General features: G+C 54.4%; 16 protein-coding genes and 2 pseudogenes. 10 read left to right on the top strand and 8 right to left on the bottom strand.

Annotation, left to right across the window (positions count from 1 at the left end):
- Positions 1–24 precede the first annotated feature (24 nt).
- The 3 genes from I9187_RS09180 to I9187_RS09170 form a co-directional block, all read right to left on the bottom strand.
- Entirely contained in the window at positions 25–1,386 is a 1,362-nt protein-coding gene (locus I9187_RS09180; RefSeq protein WP_171176493.1) for an aminotransferase class III-fold pyridoxal phosphate-dependent enzyme, read from the bottom strand.
- A 30-nt stretch (positions 1,387–1,416) separates the two neighbouring features.
- Positions 1,417–2,520 (bottom strand): mandelate racemase/muconate lactonizing enzyme family protein, encoded by a 1,104-nt coding sequence (locus I9187_RS09175; protein ID WP_171176495.1) that lies wholly within the window; start codon positions 2,518–2,520, stop codon positions 1,417–1,419.
- Positions 2,521–2,692: 172 nt separating this feature from the next.
- On the bottom strand, positions 2,693–5,170 hold the full coding sequence (locus I9187_RS09170) for an FAD-dependent oxidoreductase (RefSeq protein WP_209940145.1): 2,478 nt from the start codon (positions 5,168–5,170) through the stop codon (positions 2,693–2,695).
- Between the two features lie 106 nt (positions 5,171–5,276).
- Between I9187_RS09170 and I9187_RS09165 the strand changes: the two genes are divergently transcribed.
- The 4 genes from I9187_RS09165 to I9187_RS09150 all read left to right on the top strand — a co-directional run bounded on the left by I9187_RS09165 (position 5,277) and on the right by I9187_RS09150 (position 9,414).
- Positions 5,277–6,164 (top strand): MurR/RpiR family transcriptional regulator, encoded by an 888-nt coding sequence (locus tag I9187_RS09165; protein ID WP_171236318.1) that lies wholly within the window; start codon positions 5,277–5,279, stop codon positions 6,162–6,164.
- The gene (locus I9187_RS09160; RefSeq protein WP_171176499.1) at positions 6,161–7,249 is read left to right on the top strand and encodes an aromatic ring-hydroxylating dioxygenase subunit alpha; all 1,089 of its coding nucleotides are present in this window, start codon (positions 6,161–6,163) and stop codon (positions 7,247–7,249) included. Before I9187_RS09165 ends, I9187_RS09160 begins: the two co-directional genes overlap by 4 nt.
- 68 nt (positions 7,250–7,317) lie before the next feature.
- On the top strand, positions 7,318–8,772 hold the full coding sequence (locus I9187_RS09155) for an aldehyde dehydrogenase family protein (protein ID WP_171176501.1): 1,455 nt from the start codon (positions 7,318–7,320) through the stop codon (positions 8,770–8,772).
- 261 nt (positions 8,773–9,033) lie between these two features.
- Positions 9,034–9,414 (top strand): carboxymuconolactone decarboxylase family protein, encoded by a 381-nt coding sequence (locus I9187_RS09150; protein WP_171176503.1) that lies wholly within the window; start codon positions 9,034–9,036, stop codon positions 9,412–9,414.
- A 114-nt stretch (positions 9,415–9,528) separates the two neighbouring features.
- On the opposite strand, the pseudogene I9187_RS21915 reads toward I9187_RS09150, so the two are convergent.
- Positions 9,529–9,662, bottom strand: a pseudogene (locus I9187_RS21915) (IS6 family transposase); the annotation flags it as partial.
- A 162-nt stretch (positions 9,663–9,824) separates the two neighbouring features.
- A complete protein-coding gene (locus I9187_RS09145) occupies positions 9,825–11,138 on the bottom strand; it encodes an FAD-binding oxidoreductase (protein ID WP_348540083.1) in 1,314 nt (437 codons plus the stop codon).
- A 14-nt stretch (positions 11,139–11,152) separates the two neighbouring features.
- Between I9187_RS09145 and I9187_RS09140 the strand changes: the two genes are divergently transcribed.
- Entirely contained in the window at positions 11,153–11,875 is a 723-nt protein-coding gene (locus I9187_RS09140; RefSeq protein ID WP_171176505.1) for a haloacid dehalogenase type II, read from the top strand.
- A 20-nt stretch (positions 11,876–11,895) separates the two neighbouring features.
- Positions 11,896–12,015: pseudogene (locus I9187_RS09135) on the top strand (winged helix-turn-helix transcriptional regulator); the annotation flags it as partial.
- Between the two features lie 389 nt (positions 12,016–12,404).
- Here the strand turns inward: I9187_RS09135 and I9187_RS09130 are convergent.
- Complete coding sequence (locus I9187_RS09130; protein ID WP_171176507.1) at positions 12,405–13,322, bottom strand: LysR family transcriptional regulator; 918 nt, start codon at positions 13,320–13,322, stop codon at positions 12,405–12,407.
- A gap of 148 nt (positions 13,323–13,470) precedes the next feature.
- Here I9187_RS09130 and I9187_RS09125 point away from each other — a divergent pair, with 148 nt between their 5' ends.
- From I9187_RS09125 to I9187_RS09110, 4 genes are read left to right on the top strand one after another with little or no spacing between them, the layout of a single operon-like run.
- Complete coding sequence (locus tag I9187_RS09125) at positions 13,471–14,487, top strand: TRAP transporter substrate-binding protein (protein WP_171176509.1); 1,017 nt, start codon at positions 13,471–13,473, stop codon at positions 14,485–14,487.
- 58 nt (positions 14,488–14,545) lie between these two features.
- Positions 14,546–15,088, top strand: coding sequence for a TRAP transporter small permease (locus I9187_RS09120; protein WP_171176511.1), 543 nt, complete (start codon positions 14,546–14,548; stop codon positions 15,086–15,088).
- Positions 15,088–16,428, top strand: coding sequence for a TRAP transporter large permease (locus I9187_RS09115; protein ID WP_171176513.1), 1,341 nt, complete (start codon positions 15,088–15,090; stop codon positions 16,426–16,428). Before I9187_RS09120 ends, I9187_RS09115 begins: the two co-directional genes overlap by 1 nt.
- A gap of 24 nt (positions 16,429–16,452) precedes the next feature.
- Positions 16,453–16,941, top strand: a complete 489-nt coding sequence (locus I9187_RS09110; protein WP_171176515.1) for a universal stress protein — start codon at positions 16,453–16,455, stop codon at positions 16,939–16,941.
- A gap of 464 nt (positions 16,942–17,405) precedes the next feature.
- Here I9187_RS09110 and I9187_RS09105 read toward each other — a convergent pair whose 3' ends face one another.
- Complete coding sequence (locus tag I9187_RS09105) at positions 17,406–18,902, bottom strand: AMP-binding protein (RefSeq protein WP_171176517.1); 1,497 nt, start codon at positions 18,900–18,902, stop codon at positions 17,406–17,408.
- On the bottom strand, positions 18,899–20,320 hold the full coding sequence (locus I9187_RS09100) for an aldehyde dehydrogenase family protein (RefSeq protein ID WP_209509396.1): 1,422 nt from the start codon (positions 20,318–20,320) through the stop codon (positions 18,899–18,901). Before I9187_RS09100 ends, I9187_RS09105 begins: the two co-directional genes overlap by 4 nt.
- Positions 20,321–20,355 lie beyond the last annotated feature (35 nt).

Below are 20,355 nucleotides of genomic sequence, written 5' to 3'. Positions count from 1 at the left end.
TTCATTGACCTCGCAAAGTCACGCTCAAACACATTCGCGGTCCGCGATATCGAGGGCTCGATCCAGGATCTCCAGACCCGTCATCAGATCCTCTTCGCTGATGTTCAGCGGTGGGGTCAGGCGGACGACATTGGAATAGAAGGACAGGTACAGCCCTTCGTTCATCGCAAAGCTCATCATATCCGACATTGGCTTGGCATCCGGGCCCTTCGCTGCAAACGGCACCAATGGTTCGCGCGTGTCGCGGTTCTTGACCAGTTCGATGCCGTTGAACATGCCCTTACCGCGAATATCCCCGATGCTGGGGTGCTTTTCTGCCATTTTGGCCAGCTCGGCCCGCATCTTTTCACCCATGAGGGTTGCGTTTTCCAGAGCGCCTTCGTCCTGCATGGCGCGGATTGCAGCGATGCCTGAGGCGCAGGCCAGCGGATGCCCAGCGTAGGTCAGACCTCCTGGCATCGGGTAGTCGCGCAGCCAGTCATGCAGTTTGGTTGAGACCGACATGGTACCAAGTGGTACATAGCCCGAGTTGATGCCCTTGGCGCTGGTGATGATGTCCGGCTGTACACCCCAGTGATCGACGGCGAACCATTTTCCGGTACGACCGAACCCGGCCATGACCTCATCTGCGATCAGCAGGATGCCGTATTTTTCACATGTTTCCTTGATCGATTGCAGATAACCATCCGGGGGAACGATGATGCCGTTGGTGCCCACGATCGGTTCCAGAATGACGGCCGCCACCGTGTTGGGATTTTCGTACATCAGGATCTCTTCCAGATGCGGACCGCCCTGGGCCACCGGGCATTTCGCCGGATCGGTGTGGCCTGTCGGCAGGCGATACACGTAAGGGTCCAGCATCCTCACCACGCCCGGCATATCGGCGCGGGTCAGGTGGTGGCGTGGGTCGCCTGTCAGGGACAGTGTGCCCCCGGTTGCCCCATGATACGAGCGATAGCGCGCGATGATCTTGGTCCGGCCTGTATAGTGCCGCGCCAGACGGATCGCAGTCTCGTTCGCCGCCGAACCTCCGGTAGTGAAAAAGGTCGAGGTTATGTTTTCAGGCGTGATCTCGTTCATGATCGCCGCCATTTCCGAGCGCACATCCGAACCCATCGCCGGGCCGATATAACACAGCTTGTCCGCCTGATCCTTGATCGCCTGTACGATCTTGGGGTGCTGGTGACCCATATTGGCGTTCACCAATTGACTTTGAAAGTCCAGATAGCGTTTGCCGTTGCTGTCCCAGAACCAGCTGCCTTGCGCGCCGGTGATGACACGTGGGCGGCTGCCTTGCTTCGACCAGCTTTGCAGATAGTGATCTGCATGCATGTCCTTGACCCATTCAGGATCATGTGAGGGGAAGGCGTTGCTGAAATCTTCCATAACAGGTCTCTCGGCGGGATGAGGTTTGGATCAATCGATAATGGTGACGGGCTGGCCCAAAGCGTCGGCATCAGGTGTGACGCCCAGACCCGGCCCTTCTGGTGGTGTGATGCGGCCGTTCTCGCGTACAGGGCCATCGGGGGCCAGACGCGGGCCGACATAGTGGCTGAGGTCGCACGTGTTCATGATACCACGCGCAGGTGTGGACGCGGCCAGATGCAGCAACGCGGCGGTGGTGATGTCGCTGCCCCAGGTATCTTCGATACACATCTGGGTGCCCAGCGTCAGGCACAAATCCCGGATTTGCCGCATGGCAGACAGGCCGCTCATCTTGGATAGTTTCAATGCCACGGCCTGCATGCATCCGGCCTGATGCGCGGCGAAGATCGAGGCGATGTCATGCGCGTTCTCGTCAATCTTCATCGGAAGGCCTGTGGTCCGCTGCACGTGGGCGCATTCCTCAAGCGTGGCACAGGGCTGTTCCAGCATGACATCCAGATGGGCCGCAGCACGACCAACCCGGATCGCGGTTAACGCGTCAGTGCCGCAGTTCCAATCGCCATAAACCAGCGGGCCCGGACCCACGGTTTCGCGCACCTTGGCCAGTCGCTCGACATCCGTTTGCCAGTCGCCATCAGCGCCCAGCTTGACCTGGAACTGGCGCATCCCATTGTCATAAGCATCTTGTGCCATGCGCGCCATTTCGTCCGGCGCCACACATGTGATCGAGTGATAAAGCGGCATGTCCTTGACCTGCCGACCTCCCAGCAGGCGATGCACCGGCAGATCGGCGGCTTGGCCGGTCAGGTCCCACAGCGCCGTATCGAGCGCGGATTTTGCGTAACCATGGCCGTGAAGATACCTGTTGGCCTGCTCCATGACGGTTTCCGGCCCCACCGGGTCCGCACCAATGAGCACCGGAGCCAATTCGGCAATGGCCGGGATCACGCCCTTGGCATAGGCGGGCAGGTAATGCGGGATCGGGCAGACTTCGCCCCAGCCGGACAAGCCCGTATCCGTGTCCAAACGCAAAACCACCGAAATGGTCGTGTCACAGGTTTTCCCATCTGCCATGTAATATGTTTCATGGCTGGTCAGCGGGACTTCCCAGGCAGCAATGCGGGTGATCTTCACGTCAGGTTTCCTTTCATTAACCCGTTGCGCAAATGGCAGGTTTTTCGGTCTTTCTATTGGGGTCGCAGGATGCTTCAGGGCGTTACTACGATGTTGCCAAACGGTCAGTGTCCTGATCTGAGTTGTCGGTATTGGGTGGCGGGCACCTGATCTTATGCCCGCCGGTTTTGTTTTAAGCTGGAACCGCAACGGGTGCGTCGGTGCGAGGCAGCTTGCTCTGTGGGTCGTAGGCAGGCTCGCCCAGTATGCGACCCTTACGGGGTTCACCTGCGACGATCACTTCGATCTCCTGACCCGGCACGTTGGCGTGCGGCTTGACATAGGCAAAGGCCAGAATCTTGCCGACCGTGTGGCCGTAAGCAACAGATGCTGTCGCGCCAACAATCTCGCCGTTTAACTTGATCGCCTCGCCACCATGTCCGTCTTCGATCCCGTCTGGTTCGATTTCCAGATAGGCGCAGACCCAGGGCATTTCGCCTTTCTCGGTCTGCTCGGCGCTTACGCGTGTGGCTTCGACACCCAGATACTCCTTGTCCAGCTTGAAGAAGCGACCCACATTGGCCTCGGGCAGCGTGACCTCGTTGGTTAGTTCGCCCGCGCCGGGGAAGGCTTTTTCCATCCGCATCACGTTCATGGCAAAAGAGCCATAGTTGACGATGCCATGCGGCTCGCCAGCAGCCCACAGGGCCGTATAGACATCCACACAGGCCTCATCCGGCATGTGGAATTCCCAACCCAGCTCGCCGGCATAGGACATGCGGAACGCCCAGACCTTGTGACCGGCCACGGTGATTTCCTGAGCCGACAGCCAGCGGAAACCGGCATTGGACAGGTCCGCATCGGTGCACTGTGCCAGAACTTCGCGCGATTTCGGACCGTTCAGCGACAGGGCCGACCAGCCAGCGGACAGTGGCGTGATGGTCACATTCTCATCGGCACGGTTGTGGTTCAGGTGGTCCAGCAGGCGCTGCTCGAAGAAGGCCGCGCAGACCAGATAGAAGCGGTCATCCGCCATCCGCACCAGAGTGGTTTCCAACTCAATCCGGCCCCGGCGGTTTAGCATATGGGTCAGCGTGATCGAGCCGGTCTTCTGCGGCATCTTGTTGGCGGTCAGACGGTCCAACAACGCATAGGCGTCCGGTCCCGAAACCTCGACCTTGGTGAAAGCGGTCACATCCATGATGCCGACGTTTTCGCGGACGGCTTTGACCTCGGCACCGACCACATCATGCACCACGTTGCGGCGGAAGCTGTAGTGATCGTGCTGCTCGACACCTTCGGTTGCAAACCAACGGGGACGTTCGAAACCATAGACTTCTTCGTAGACCGCGCCTTTGTCCTTGAGGAGTTCATATAGCGGCGACGGCTTGATCGGGCGGCCTTCCAGACGGTTGAAGTGCGGGAAGGGGATCTCATGGCGCAATTTGTAATCTTCGTGCGCTTTGATGACCTGCCAGTCTTTCTTTGCATAGGCGCCAAAGCGGCGCGGGTCGTAGTCACGCATCGAGATGTCAGCGGCCCCATTAACCATCCACTTGGCCAGTTCACGGGTCAGGCCAGGGCCCCAACCGATACCGATCTGTGTACCACAGCAGCACCAGTAATTCTTGACGCCCGGAGCGGGGCCAACCATCGGGTTGCCATCCGGCGGATGGCTGATCGCGCCATGCACTTCGCGGGTGATGCCGAGTTCAGCAAAGATCGGCATCCGTTCCAGCGAGTTTTCCAGCCAGGGCATCACGCGGTCATAATCGGCCTCGAACAGCCAGTTCTCGTATTCCCATGGGCATTCGTCATGCCAGACCGAGTTCGAGTTTTCTTTTTCGTAAATCCCGATCAGGCCCTTTTTCTGCTCCATCCGGATGTAGCCTGAGACCTGTTTGTCGTCGCGGATCACCGGCAGTTCGGTGTCCAGATCCTGAAACTCAGGTACGTTCTCGGTTACGAAATAGTGGTGCGTCATCGAGGTCATCGGCAGTTGCAGGCCCGACCATTCGCCCATCTGACGAGCGTAAGTGCCGCCAGCATTGACCACATGCTCGCAGATAATCGTGCCCTTCTCGGTCTCGACCACCCAATCACCTGCATCGTTTTGGGTGATGTTGGTGGCGCGGCAGTGACGGAAGATTTTCACGCCTTTCTGACGGGCACCTGTGGCCATGGCCATGGTCACGTTCGACGGGTCAACGTGGCCGTCATCCGGAGTGTAAAGCGCGCCCAGAACGCCTTCGAGGTTATAGAACGGGTGCTTCGCGGCAATAAAGTCCGGGCCCACCAGTTCAATGTTGAAGCCGAGCGAACGACCCACCGACAGGGTGTGGCGCAGCCAATCCATTTCGTCTTCGGTGTAGGCTAGACGGAAGGAACCGCAGCCGTGCCACGTTACGGCTTGCCCCGTCTCTTCCTCAAGCGTCTTTGAATACAGGCCGATGTTATAGTCGACCATGCGGCCCAAACCATAAGAACTGGTGGAATGGGTGATTTGACCTGCGGCGTGCCAAGTCGACCCGCTTGTCAGTTCTGCTTTTTCCAGCAGGACGGTCTCAGCCCCCCAGCCTTCATGACCTAGGTGGTACGCTAGGCCGCATCCCATAACGCCGCCACCAACAATGACGACCTTGGCGCGTTCGGGCAGTTCTTTTGTGGACATCGCAAGAATTCCTGTTCGAGAGTCGCAGATTTCTATGGACTTCCTATTGCCACATATGTACCAGTGTCAATGTCTAACGGCACAAATGTACATACCGAGACTCGCAATGAATGGTACAGATGTTTCAACTGGGGTTCTGGGGCGCCTGTCAGAGGAATTGACGCTTTTGACACCCGAAGCTCAGAAAGCCGCGCGATATGTTTTGGAAAACCCACGGGAAGTTGGTGTTTCCACCGTGCGTGAGATAGCCGAGGCTGCCAGAGTAAAACCAAACACGGTTGTGCGAATGGCCAGGCAAATCGGTTTTGAAGGATATGGAGACTTTCGCGAGCCATTTCGTGATGAGATTCGTCGAAGTGACGTTTCTTTCCCGGACCGGGCGCGTTGGCTGCAGGGAATCAGGCGCACTGGTGACCTTGGAGAACTCTATGCCGACCTGTTGGATTCCGCCATTCGGAACATAGAAGAAACCTTTGCAGAAATTGATGCCGAACAGCTCCAATCCGCAGCAGAAGTTATTTGGTCGGCACGTTCCGTCTATACCCTCGGCGTTGGAATAAACAACTCGAGTGCGTCAAACTTCACATATCTGGCCCGCACGGGGATGACAGACTTTCATGCGATCCCCCGGCCTGGATCAACGGCTATTGATGACCTGGCTTGGGCAGATGAGAAGGATGTGCTGATTGCCATCACGTGTCATCCCTATCGTACTGAAGTCGTCGAGGCAGTGGACATCGCGCGAAAGCAAGGTGTCACTGTCATTGGAATATCAGACTCGCCCGCCAGCCCGATAATTTTGTCGGCACAGCATAGTTTCATTGTCTCGGTAGACACCCCTCAATTCTATCCTTCTTCCCTGTCTATCATTGCACTTTTAGAAACACTGCTCAGCTTTGTTGTTGCTGTGTCGAGTGATGAAATCGTCGAGCGGGTCGAAGAGTTTCACATACGCCGTCATCAGCTTGGCCTTTACCAGGAGGAACACACATGAACGCCCCGCTGACCCATTCGCTGGACGCCAGATTCTACACCGCCCCGGAAGTCTTTGAAAATGAGATGAATGGTCTTCTGATGCGGACCTGGCAATTTGCGGGTCACGCCAACGACATCCCCAATGTCGGCGATTATTTCGCGTTTGAGATTGCCGGTCAGAACCTGTTTGCTATCCGTGGGCGCGACAACGTCATTCGTACATTCTATAATGTCTGCCAGCACCGGGCTCATGAAATGGTTACCGGCACCGGCAATACCCGCGTAGTGGTGTGCCCCTACCACCAGTGGTCTTATGAATTGACCGGCGGATTGCGCGCAGGCCCTAACGTAAAGAACGTTCCCGGCTTTCAGCGCGAAAAAATCTGCCTGACCGAGGTTCGCACCGAAGATTTTTTGGGCTTCCTCTTCGTCAACCTCGACAAAGATGCCGCCCCCATGGACGAATGGTATCCCGGCGTGAGGGAAGAGATTTCGGAATACGTGCCTGGTATAAACGACCTGGCACCGCTGGAATGGGTCGAGATTCCGGAAAACTGCAACTGGAAAGTTTCGATCGAAAACTACTCCGAATGCTACCACTGCCCCTCTAACCACCCCACTTTTGCAGAAGGCGTTGTAAAGCCTGAAACTTACGACATTCAACCCGACGTGGGCGGCGGTTACGTGTTGCGTCACACCACTGAATGTCAGGCGTTGGAAAAGATGACCTATCCGATCGACATGTCAGTTCCGCATGCAGGCGACTATCAGTCGTGGTTCCTGTGGCCGATGTTCTCGTTCCAGTGCTATCCGGGTAACGTGCTGAACACCTATCACTGGCGTGCCAACACTGTGGACACCTGCACCGTATGGCGCGGCTGGTACACCGAAGGCGGTCATGAAAGCGATGTTATCCGGGGGCTCGCGGTACAAGACCGCCAAACAACGGTCGAAGAAGACATCCGCCTTGTCGAATCCGTTCACCGCGGGCTGAAATCCAAAGGCTACGTTCCCGGCCCGCTGGTTCTGGACCCCGCCTGCGGCGTCATGAGTGAACATTCCATCGCCAAGCTCCAGCAATGGATGCGTGAGGCGGTGGAATAAAGCCCAGCACAGTTAAACAACTTTTTTCGGAGGGTGTTTTGCCCTCCGAAGCTTTGGAGATGCGCGAAATGCACGACGTGAAGCCCTATTGGCAGAATTACGTGGACGGCACCTGGATCGATGGTGGTGCAGGTCGGATCGATGTTTTCAACCCCGGGACAGGCAAAAAGCTGGCCGAACAGGCGCTGGCTGATGCCGGGGATGTGGATCGCGCTGTAATGGCGGCCCGCCGCGTGCATCTTTCAGGTGCGCTCAGCGAACTGCGCCCCGTGGAACGTGGCCGCATGGTACAGGCTATGGGCCGGTACCTGCTGGATAACATAAACAAGATTGCCCCGGTTCTGACCTTTGAACAGGGCAAGCCGCTCTGGGAAGCGCGCGTTGAGATCGAAGGCGCGGCCCGGTATTTCGAATATTACGGAAATCAGGCTGAAACGGTCGAGGGGCGGTCCATCCCGCTTGGCGCCAACTACTTCGATTTCACCACGTATGAGCCATTTGGGGTATCCGCTCAAATCATTCCTTGGAACTACCCGGTTGAAATGACCGCGCGTTCCCTTTCGGCCGCGCTGGCGACTGGCAACACCGTAGTGATCAAGACGCCTGAATTGACACCTTTGACCAATGCTTGGTTCGCCCACGCGGCCGAAGCTGTTGGCTTGCCTAAAGGCGCCGTAAACATCCTGTGCGGTTTGGGTCACGAGGCTGGTGCGGCGCTGTCGGCGCATCCGCATGTCAATCAAATCGTCTTCACAGGCTCTGTACCGACCGGTATCGCAATCGCCAGCGCAGCCGCGCGCAATGTGGTTCCCTGTGTATTGGAGCTTGGGGGAAAATCCGCAGCCATCGTGCATGATGACGCTGATCTGGACGCCTTTGAAAGCGATGTGCGCTGGGGGATCTACTTCAACGCGGGTCAGGTGTGTTCAGCCATGAGCCGCGTGATCGTACACGAAAGTCGCCATGACGAGCTGGTCGAACGCATTTCGAATGTCGCACGCAACCTTTCCGTCGGTCCGGGTATCGAACGTGGTGAATTTGGCCCGAATATGGGTCCGATGGTCAGCGAGGCACAGCGTGATCGTGCGGCTGGTATGGTGTCTGATGCGATCGCGGCGGGGGCCACGGTAGCCACCGGCGGTCGTAAAATGAATATCCCCGGCGCATTTCTGGAACCAACCCTTCTGACCAACGTCACACCTGAGATGAACATCGCGAATGAAGAAGCTTTTGCACCGGTCCTTTCGGTTCTGAAATTCCGTGATGATGCTCAGGCTATCGAGATTGCAAACGGAACACCCTATGGGCTGGTCGGCGGTGTTTTCACACGCGATATCGACCGGGCAACGCGGGCCGCACGGCAGATCCGTGCTGGTCAGGTCTTTGTCAACGAATGGTATGCAGGCGGGGTGGAAACGCCATTCGGCGGCTATGGAAAATCCGGGTACGGGCGCGAAAAAGGACGCGAAGCGCTTTGGAATTATGTCCAGACCAAAAACGTGGCCATCCGGTTGCGGAGTTGATCAGCGGAAAAAACCATCGACGATGAGGAGCAAACCAAGTGCCGATTAAGCCATGCGTGACCGAACTCACAAAAAAAGTCGGGTTCTGTCGTGGCTTCACAAAGGACCTAATTAATACCACCAAGCGGCTGGTCGGCGCATTTGTTACCTGAACTTTCCGATTTGCGAAGATAACAATGTCTCAACGACGCTGTCGGAACAACAAAACTCAATCGGGTCGGTCAAACTGGAGGACCGCCCTTTTCATCAAAGGAGAATAACGTGGACGACAACCTATTCGAACACGGCTTGAAACAGCGCAAATCGACGCTGGGCGCCGAGTATGTCGAAAAGAACCTGGCAGCCGCCGACGACTTTACTCGCCCGTTTCAGGAAGCCATGACCGCTTGGTGCTGGGGCTTTGGCTGGGGTGACGACACAATCGATCACAAGACTCGTTCGATGCTGAACCTCACCATGATAGGCGCTCTGGGCAAAATGCATGAATGGGAAATTCACTGCAATGGCGCTTTGAACAACGGCGTAACCAAAGAAGAAATCCGCTCGATCATTCACGTGATCGGCATATATTGCGGCGTTCCGCAATCGTTGGAATGTTTTCGGGTTGCACGTAAAGTGCTGGAAGAACGCGGTATGCTATAATCCGCGCAATTGGGCGAAATCAGCAGGAATCCTTGGAACATAGGTTCAACGGTTTGCGGATATAAATCGTTGCGCAAATTGTTGAAACGACGCGAGCACTTGCTTGAATTGATGCTAGCGGATCATATTAGTCCGTTCAATTCCGGCCAGAGCGGATGCCGCGGAATCAGAAGGCTTGAAACCCAAGATCGGCCTAATCTGGCGTTTGATGAACCGGTGGCTTTGTAAAACGACAACTTGAGGTATTTCCACCCTGTCGACTTGGCTGGTGCCAGGCAACCAACGCTTTTCAGCATCAGCAACAATTCCGCATCGCAACCAAGCGGCCGAGGATTCTCTCGGCCAACTTGATTTATGAGTGCGGCTCACGATTCAACACGAGGGTTTTGTTTGCAGCTTATTTTCGACCTCTACACGCTTGAGGCCTCGGCCTCTGAACCGAGTTTGCCAGGTCGAACCACTTTACCTGGGTTCATTATGTTATTGGGGTCAATCGCCTCTTTAAGTGTCGACATGAGCGCACGCTTAACAGGGTCCCCAAAAGCTTCGTTGAGTTGAATTTTGTCCTGCCCCAACCCGTATTCTGCGCTAAATGAGCCATCCATTTTTGCGACAAGGTCATAAATCCGAGGAGATATCTCAGTCTGGAGCATTTCAAGAAATGCTGCATTGTCTGCACCTTCTGGCGCCAAGAGATTAAAGTGTATGTTTCCGTCTCCAACATGTCCGTAGATGGAGAGACGAGCACCTTGCCCATACTGGTTTACCAATGCTGACCCAAGTTCAATGAAGCGCCCGACATGCGAGACTCTTACAGACACATCGTGTTTGACAGAGCTACCATTGAGCACCTCGCCCTCAGGTATATGTTCTCTGAGATTCCAAAAATCTTTGCGCTGCTGTTCGCTGGACGCAATTGCCCCGTCAAGGATCAAACCTTGTTCCATCCCTGCTTCGAAAAACGCTTCCATTGCGGGATCAAGGGACAAAATAGTTGAGGATGTCGCAGCTTCGATCAGTACATAGTGCTCCGCTGGCTCCTCTGTCGGACGCCGTAGTTCCGGCACTTTGTTCAGCAGAAGTTGTAGAGACGAGTTCGATATGTACTCGAAGGACGTGACGGCCTCACCTGTGGCACTTTGGGCCATCGCCAGCAAGGGCATCAGATCCCCGATGTCGCGTACAGCCAAAAATGCGGTCGCTTGTGACAAGGGTGCACGAAGCAAACGCAGGGATGCCGCCGTGATTATTCCCAGTGAACCCTCAGCCCCAATCAACATGTGATGTAGCGCGTACCCACGATTGTCTTTGCGTAGTGGCGACAGGTTGTTCAGGATCTCACCATTAGGAAGAACGGCTTCCAACCCGAGGACCAGATCTCTTGTAATACCATAGCGTACAGCTGAAACACCGCCAGCGTTGGTTGAGATATTTCCACCGATTTGGCAGGACTCTTGCGATCCGAGTGAAAGCGGAAAGAATAAGTTTTCAGAGGCCGCCGCCGATTGTATTTCCGAAAGCAGACATCCTGCTTCGACTGTCATCGAGAGGTTATTGGCATCAACCTCGCGAATTGCGTTCATCCTTTGCATACTGATGATCAACTGATCGCCTTGTGCACTAGGCGTCGCGCCTCCGCAGTAGCTTGTGTTGCCCCCTAACCGAGAGCGAAGTAGACCTTTGGTTGACCGGCTTCGCGCGACTCTGGATGCAGTATCGGATATGGAAGGATAAACCGATGAAACTTAGCGATTACAAAGCCCTGACATTCGATGTGTATGGAACGCTTCTCGATTGGGAAGGCGGCATGATCGACGGTTTGAAAACACTTACTGATCTTGTGAGCCGTAACCTGACGCGCGACGAAATCCTTGAGGCTCATGCATTCTACGAGAGCACTTCGCAGCGCTATACACCCGCGAAGAAGTATCACGAATTGCTGCCAACCGTTTATCGCCGTTTGGCCGAAGAGTGGGGCGTTGAGGTAACTTGGGAGCAGTGCGTTGCGTATGGCGAACATGCGCGTCACTGGAAAGCGTTTGACGACACTATCGAAGCGCTGCAGTATCTCAAAAAGCACTACAAACTGTTTGTTCTGACCAACACGGACAATACGACCTTTGCCGCAGCAAACACCCGTCTTGGCGTGCATTTTGACGGTGTTTATACAGCAGAGGACGTAGGGAGCTACAAACCTTTTGATCGGAACTTTGACTACATGATCGAAATGCTGGCTCGTCAGGGCATTCAAAAGCATGAAATTCTGCATACCGCAGAAAGCATGTTCCATGATCACGCCCCAGCAAACAAATTTGGCTTGGCGAATTGCTGGATCTATCGTCGGCATGACAAGAAAGGCTTTGGCGCAACCATGCACCCTGGTGAAATGCCAAAGTACGACTTCCAGTTCAACAGCATGATCGACATGGCCAAGGCCCATCAAGCAGAATTGGCTGAGTAGAACGCTCAGGAGACGACATCATGATAGACAATGCAAAGCTTGACCGGATCGATATAAACATTCTGTCTACGCTGCAGGAGCAAGGCAATATAACCAACGTTGCCCTCGCCGATGCAGTTGGCCTGTCACCCAGCCCATGCCTTCCCCTGCAAACTCTTTGAAGTTTAGCTCGTCATTGTTTTTTCTCGGCAAAAATAGTGGCCCAACTCTAGGAAGCAAAGACAGTCAGGCGACATTGAGGCCCGCGTTGCGGCGTGATCCGTGCTTTTGAAAAATGTGCACTGAACCGCGTGATTTCTTCCAGCTTTCTGTGGCCATCTTCTCGAAATCCGACGGAAAGCATCTCGCTCTCTGGCAGAGCAGTTCAGCGGTATTATCTTAACGATACGCAAAGGCTTACGTTGCCCGGTCTCACACAGAACAGAATACGACTGCCTGCTTCACAAAGCGAGAAGCGCATCAAGGGATCGCTACGCTTCGATATTCCAGAGCTGAAAACAAACCTGAGTGCGTCGACAAAACACTTCTGTCAGCCGTGAGACGAACGCAGAACATCCAAAAACAAGTTCAAACGACGACCTTTTGATGCGCTCTTCCGTACAATCGCAGCCATGGTCGAAGAAAACTCGGCTTCAGGGCAATTGATCTGTTTGAGGTGCCCCTCTTTAACCAAAGTGCGGGCTTTATGCGTTGGCACGAATCCCAAGTACCGGCCGGATAGAATCAAAAGCATCAAAGACTCTTCGTTTTGTACAAATGCGGATTTCCTGAGCATCAACTTTTGGTGAACAGCCATGTTGGGTGAGTTGAAGCTAAGTCCGACATAATTGTACCGCCGAAGTTTACTTAGAGGGACGTCGTCAGACGCAGACTGAAACAAATCGTGGTCCCGACCGCAGAACAACCGCATTCTTTCGACATAAAGTTCTGAGTAAGACAGCATCGGTGACTGTCGGTGCAAGGGTACGATACCGAGGTTGAAGCGCCCATTAATCACGCCTTCTTCGATAATGTTCGGCGGTTCCATGGATATGTCCAGTGTCACGCCGGGCGCTTTGTCGATGAATCGTTTGATCGCTTCATCGAGGTTGGATTCCTCATTTGAAGTGGAATGATCAAATAGTGCTATCCTTAATTTACCGGTCAATTCCGACCGAACATCTCCTAATCCGTTCTGAAATTTGTCTATGGCCAAGAACAACTCGTTCGACGCTTCAAGCACATGTTTGCCGTCCGATGTCAGAGAAAAGCCTGCCGCGCCGCGGTGGCAAAGTTTTGTGCCCAGCCGCGTTTCAAGATCGGCAATATGCTTGCTGATTGTTGATCGGCTGATGTTGAGTTCAAATTCTGCGGCTGTAAAGCCACCACACGAAACGACCGTACGGAATACCTGAAGGAGCCTTATATCGACGTCAGAGATGTTGGTGATTGCTTTTTTCTGTGGCATTTTTTACGTGTATTTTTCTGCACCTTTACTTCGACTACTTTATATTAATTGCACAACCCAAACAACCTAGTGTTCGTGCGAAGTGGGTCTGGTGGGCAATTGTTCATGTCGGAACACTTTCCAAAACCAACGAACAGGAGGAGGTTTTATGACTCTGCTCAAAAGTATCAAAACATTTGCGGCGGCTGCGTCGCTCGGCGCATTGGCATTGGCCGCACCGGCAAGCGCCAAGAACTTTAAGATTGCTGTCGGTGACAGCGGCGGTTCCAGCCAGGAAGCAACAGGCCTTGCATTCAAGGAGAAACTTGAAGAACTGTCAGGCGGCAAGCACACCGCGACACTGTTCCTGAATGGTCAGCTCGGCTCAGAGCAGGACACCGTCAACGAAGCAGCAATCGGCACGTTGGACATGTCGCTGCTGGCGATCAACAACGTCACTCCGTTCTCGCCGACGGTTGGCGTATTCACGCTGCCTTACGTGATTCTCAGCCTGGAAGACGCGGAAACGCTGACCCAAGGTCCGATTGGCCAGGAACTGACCGAGAACACCATCAACGACGCTGGCGTTCGCATCATCGCATGGACCTACACAGGCTTCCGCGTTCTGACGAACTCGAAGAAACCTGTGAAGTCGGTTGCTGACCTTGAAGGTCTGGTCATCCGCGTTCCCAAGAACGAGATCATGATCGACACCTACAAGGCGTGGGGCATCAGCCCGACTCCGATGGCATGGTCGGAAACCTTCGCAGGTCTGCAGACCAAAGTTGTTGACGGTCAGGACAACCCCTACACCACCATCAACGCGATGAAGTTCTACGAAGTTCAGGACTATGTAACTGAAATCCGTTACATCTTCTCGATCGAGCCGCTGATCGTGTCCGAGCAGGTCTTCCAAGGTCTGTCCGCCGAAGATCAAGAGATTGTTCTGGAAGCAGGCAAAGCCGCGACTCAGGCTTCCGCACAGTTCCTGCGCGACAAGGAAGCTGAAATCAAAGAGCTGCTGGTCGAAAAAGGCATGGAAATCCACGTCCCTGAAAACGACGAGGCCGAGTTCATCGAGCTGGCAACCACAGCTGTTTGGCCGAAGTTCTATGAAAGCATCGGCGGCGTTGAAAAGCTGAACGCCGTTCTGGCTGCAATCGGTCGCGACCCGGTTTCCGAATAAATAAAACAAAAACAAGAGAGCGCCCGAGTGGCGCTCTCTCACTTCTAGGGAGGGGCATATGAAAACCTTTTTAGGGATACTCAACAACATAGAAAGCTACCTTTGCCGCTTTCTGCTTGCGACGTTTGTCTGCTTGTTGTTCCTACAGGTTGTCGTCCGAACAGTGTTCAATTTCTCGTTTTCCTGGGTGGAAGAACTGTCTATCTACATGTTCGTCTGGTTCGTGTTTTTCGGTGCGAGCTATGCGGCCAAGATGGGCGCCCACAACCGGGTGACGTTTCAGTTCAAATTCCTGCCGGACCGTGCGATCAAATATATCGAAGCGTTCGCCGATCTGTTCTGGATCTGCTTCAACCTGTATTTCGTCTATCTGGCGCTGGACTTCATCTTCAACCGGATGAACAAGTTTCAGTCGTCACAGACGCTAGGGTTTCACCTTAGTTGGGTTTACATCGTTCTGCCCATCGCGTTTGCCCTGATGACCGTTCGCATCATTCAGGTGAACTACAAAAAAATCATTCTCGGCGAAGATCTAAAAGATCCGGACAAGGTTGATCTGGACGAGGTCCGCGCTGAGCTCGGTGAAGAAGGGGGCAAGTAATGGGCACCGAAATCATCTATATCCTGTTCGGCGGGTTTCTTCTGCTGCTGTTCATCGGCGCGCCGATTACAGTTGCGTTGGGCGTTTCTACGCTGGTTACCTTCCTTGTACTGGATGAAAACCCAATCAAGTTCGTGCAGATTGCCTTTACTTCGGTGGGCTCATTTCCGCTGATGGCGCTACCCGCGTTCATTCTGGCTGGTGCATTGATGGAGGCGTCGGGCCTGTCCCGCAGGCTGATCAACGTAGCCGAAAGTTTTGCTGGCCCGTTCACTGGTGGCATGTCTGCCGCAGCGGTCTTTGCCTGTCTGTTCTTCGGTGCAATCTCGGGCTCAGGTCCTGCGACAACAGCGGCGGTGGGCATGCTGATGATCCCTGCGATGATCCAGCGTAACTACAGCCGAGACTATGCGTCGGCTATCACGGCCTCATCCGGTGGTTTGGGCATCGTGATCCCGCCATCGATTCCGCTGATCATCTTCGGCATCGCGGCCCTCGGCATGCCGCCCCCACCCGAGGCGGTGGCTGAACATGGCACTTTCCAAACCGTGTCGATCCCGAAACTGTTTATCGCGGGCTTTCTCCCGGCTTTCCTGATTGCCGGTAGCCTACTGATCATGAACTATATTTTGGCCCGAAAGCACGGCTACAAAGGTACCACGGAAGGTTGGTCTGCCCGCCATATCTGGTGCGAATTGTATCGGGGTTTCTGGGCGCTTATGGCTCCGCTGGTCATTCTGGGCGGCATCTATTCGGGTTTCTTCACTCCGACTGAAGCTGCGATCGTAGCCATCTTCTACACGCTGATCGTGGGTGCGTTCATTTATCGTGAACTGACCTGGGAAAAGCTTTTCACCTCGCTGGAGACGACAACCTGGCTGACCGGCCGCGTGCTGCTGATCATGTTCACGGCGACGGTGTTTGGCCGCTTGCTGGTTGAAAATCAGATCCCTGCCATCATTGCAGACGGGATGCTGTCGATCACCGACAACATCTACATCATCTGGACGTTGGTGATCCTGTTCCTGCTGTTCGTCGGCATGTTCATGGAGACATTGGCAACCATTCTGATCCTGGTTCCGGTGATGCTACCAGTGGCCTACAGTATGGGGATCGATCCGATTCACTTTGGTGTAGTCATGGTCTGTACGCTGGGCATCGGTTTCCAGACGCCGCCTTTGGGTGAGAACCTGTTTATCGCGTCAGGTATTTCCAATATCTCGATCGAACGCATTTCAGTGGCGGCTCTACCGTTTGCCTTCATCAACACTGTGGCGATCTTCATCATCGCGTTTGTGCCTGAAATAGCGTTGTGGCTCCCAAGGTTCTTTGGGTACTGATCCGCGAAACGGAGGAAGAAGACAATGTTACCCAAAATACAGAACATTCTGGTCGCGACGGACCTTTCGGAAAACGCAGACAACGCGCTTCGGCACGCATTGAGCATTGCAATAGCACATGGGGCCAAAGCCCATGTGCTGCATGTTACAGAACCGTTGTCGCAGGATGCCATCGTCACCATGAGGATGTTCATCCAGGACGATAAGTCCCGCAAGCAGGCCATCAAGGACCGGCATGCAGCGGTTAAATCGCTGCTCACGGACAATCAGCATGATTTCCTGAAGTCTCTGACCCCTGAAGATCAAGAGAACTACTCTGCCGTGACTTCAGTGGAATTGATCGATGGGCATCCTGCGGAATCGATTCTGAAACGCGCCAGAGACCTGAATTGCGACTTGGTCGTGATGGGGTCGCACGAGCATGGCACGTCACATACATTCCTAGGCACTGTTGTGAAACGGGTGTTGCGCAGATCCACGATTCCAGTCCTTGTGGTGCCGAGCCAACTATAGGGTGTTCTCCCCCGGTGGCACTTCGTTGAACGGGTCGTCCGTATGGTCTGACGTTAGGCCATTTCAGGATGATTCGAGACGAGGTGCCACACTTTTTCAATGCTTCACAATGCGAGAAGTTTGGGGAAGTCCGGTGATCCGTGAGGAACCGGTAGAAACACATTGAAGCAATGCTTCAGGGGCGGAGCGTGACGGCAGAGACTGACCGTGACAAGGCGGTCAGCCCCAATATTATCACTTACTACTTAAGTCCGTGTGACATCACTGCTGTTTGACTCGACCCTTAGACATGTACGGTGTTTTGATAGGTGTTTGATGTGACGAATGGATCTTGTGCTTTCGGCGTCAGGTTTCTCAATTTTGTCGTGCCGCGCAAGCTAGGCTTGCTTTGCTGTGGCGTTCCTTAAAAAAACGGCTGTTGGGCATTCAATCGATCTGAAGGCAAGGGCAGTCACATCCCAAAGTCATGCCTCCTCGTCAACGATTTCGAGGATTCGGTTTCTCTGGATTTTCCCAGATGGCCCCTTTGGAAGGTCAGACAAGATGTGAACTGCGTCGGGTGACTTGAATCGGCCCAATCGGACTTCGCATAGTTGTAACAAACCCAGCGGTGTTAGCTGAGAACCTTCGCGAATTTTCACGGCTGCCTCGACAGTTTCCCCGTAGCTGTCACAGGGTCGGGCAAACGCTGCGGCCTCGACGACATCGGGATGAGAATAGAGCGCTTCGTCTATCTCACGCGGCGCAATATTTTCACCACCTTTGATGATCAGTTCTTTCAGTCGACCAGTGACAAAAACATATCCGTCGTCATCCATCCGTGCGAGATCACCTGTTCTTAACCATCCGTCAGAACTGAACGTGCCTGCGGTTGCGTCGCAGTCGTTGAGGTATTCCAGCATCACATTTGGCCCGCGAATGACCAGTTCGCCCTCTATCCCACGCGGAACGGGCTGCATGTTCGCATCAAAAATGGCGGCCTCGTTTCCATAGGGGATACCTGGTGAACCAATCTTACGCACACCGGGTGGCAAGGGGTTGGACAAAATTTGAGCAGCGGTTTCAGTCAATCCCATCGTTTCCACAATCGCGATTTCGAAACGGTCTTCAAAGGCCCGCTGTACATCTGGTGCCAAAGCCGAAGATGCGGAACGACCAAAACGCACGCGCTGACGAGTGCACGCATCCGGCTTAGTGTCTGAGTGCAACAAGTGAGAAATGATGGTAGGTACAACTGAAAACCAGGTCGCTTGAGACTTGCTCAGACTGTCCCAGAACCGACTGGCCGAAAACCGTTCGGACATGGCCAACGAACCACCTGAAACAAGCGTTCCCATGACGGTCACACAGAGCCCGTTGATATGGTAGATCGGCAATACGCAAAATCCGCGATCGACCTCGGACAACTCATGAGCGACCGCCGTCGTCCAGCCGCCTGCCAGTAGGCTGGAATGTGTGTGAACTACACCTTTGGGGCGCCCGGTGGTTCCTGACGTGTACATTAACAGCGCATGGCTGTCGGGCGAAACGCTGTGAAGCTCGACTTTGGGATCGGCGGCATCTGTAACCTGCAACCGGGTAATTCTGTTGGGATCGGCTGTTCGTTCGAACAATTGCGTTTGGCTGGAGTGCACAAAGCCATAGCGTGAGCCACTGTGCTCCAGTGCATAAGCGATGGCGCTGTCACCGGCGACAAGGTTAATCATCGTTGCGCGGAATCCTCCGTAGAGAACACCGAACAAGACCTCAAGCGCTTCGCGGCAATTGGGATAGAGGATCGCAATGCTCTCGCCTTTTGCCACACCCATTCCCGTTAGCATGACAGCAATACGTTGGGCCGTTTCGCGCAGTTCACTCCAGCTAAGATCAGGTGCCCCGTCCGGGAAAACAAAACCAGTTCCCCCCTGGCTTGCTCTTAGGTCCAACCAATCACGGACGGTTCCCTTGGGTGGTTCCATCATTGGCCGACCTCCGACCAGTAGTCGCTGAAAATTTCCTCTAGTCCGGGCTCAAGCGGGGGTGTTTCTCGTACGATCTTAGTGGTCTGGACGAAATGTCTCCAGTGCAGGTTGGTGTCGATGGCATTGCCGCCCCAGCTGCCGCAACCCATTGAGAGTGAAAACGGCAAGCCATTTGAAAAACTGCCTCCAGTTGCGAAGGTATGCGCCTGATTCACAATGACCCGACAGGTGGGCAAGTCACGTCCCAATCCAACGGCGCGTATGTCGTGCTTGGTGTGAATGCCGACGGAATGCCCGGCCCCCTGATGTTCTAGAATACGTGTGGCAATAACCTTGGCCTCTTCAAAATCAGCCGCGCGGTACAGCGCCAAAACTCGGCTGAGTTTTTCGCCGGACAATGGATGATCGGGTCCTATGCCATCGGTTTCTACAGCCAAAAACTTGGTCCCTTCGGGCACTTTTCCTGCCATTCCCAAAGCTTCGAGCATTTTATCCGCATCTTGCGCTATGGCTGAACGGTTGAGATGACCATCGGGCCAAAGCCTGGCGATGATGCCACTTGCTTCGGAATGAGGCACTAAGGCACCGCCTTCAGCGGCCATTGCGGCCACGAACGCGTCATAGATCGCATCCACCAAGACCAGAGCATTTTCAGATGAGCAGGACGTCGCGTTGTCGAAACATTTCGAGGCCGTGATCTTGGCTGCAGCTGCTTGCAAGTCTGCACTTTCATCCACAATCACAGTCACATTGCCAGCACCAACTGCGACAGCTGGCGTGCCACAGGACTGCGCGCGATGAACGTTGTTTTGACTACCGGTGCATATCACCCGATCAACAGATTCCATCAGTCGCTGGGTTTTGGCCTTTGAACCCGGAGCAGGAATCATTTGAACCAAGTTACGATCCAAGCCCAGCTTGTCGAATTCAGCGTGGATGTAACCAATCAGCATCTCGCAAGACGCCACGCCTTTAGGCGATGGCGCCACCACGATGGAGTTGCCGCCTTTAAGTGCGTTTATGATGTTGTTGGCGGGCGTCGCAGCAGGGTTGGTCGACGGCACGACTGCGCCTATTACGCCGATGGGACGAGCGATTTCGGTCATACCGGTCGCCGGATCGTTATTGATGACACCGTAGGTTTTCACCTTGGCTATATCTCGCAGCAGGCCCAATGTCTTGCGGTGGTTTTTTGTGATCTTGTCGGGCACATTGCCCAGACCGGTTGTTTCCACCGCGATCTCAGCAAGCGCCCGATTGCGGGTAGGTTCCATAATTGCCCAACCAGCCGCCAACGCTGCTTTGTCATAAAGAGCCTGACAGCCTTTTTTTTCGTAAACTGCCTGAGCCGTTCGTGCGCGCGTCACGATACGATCCACTTCAGCGATTTCTGGGTAAATCCCGTCCCGAGCGTTCATCTTGGTCCTCAATTGTTTATTCGGGGCGGACCGGT

The organism is Ruegeria sp. HKCCE4148, assembly GCF_017872495.1.
Lineage (GTDB): Bacteria > Pseudomonadota > Alphaproteobacteria > Rhodobacterales > Rhodobacteraceae > Ruegeria.
This window is presented reverse-complemented; position numbering and strand designations above follow the sequence as displayed.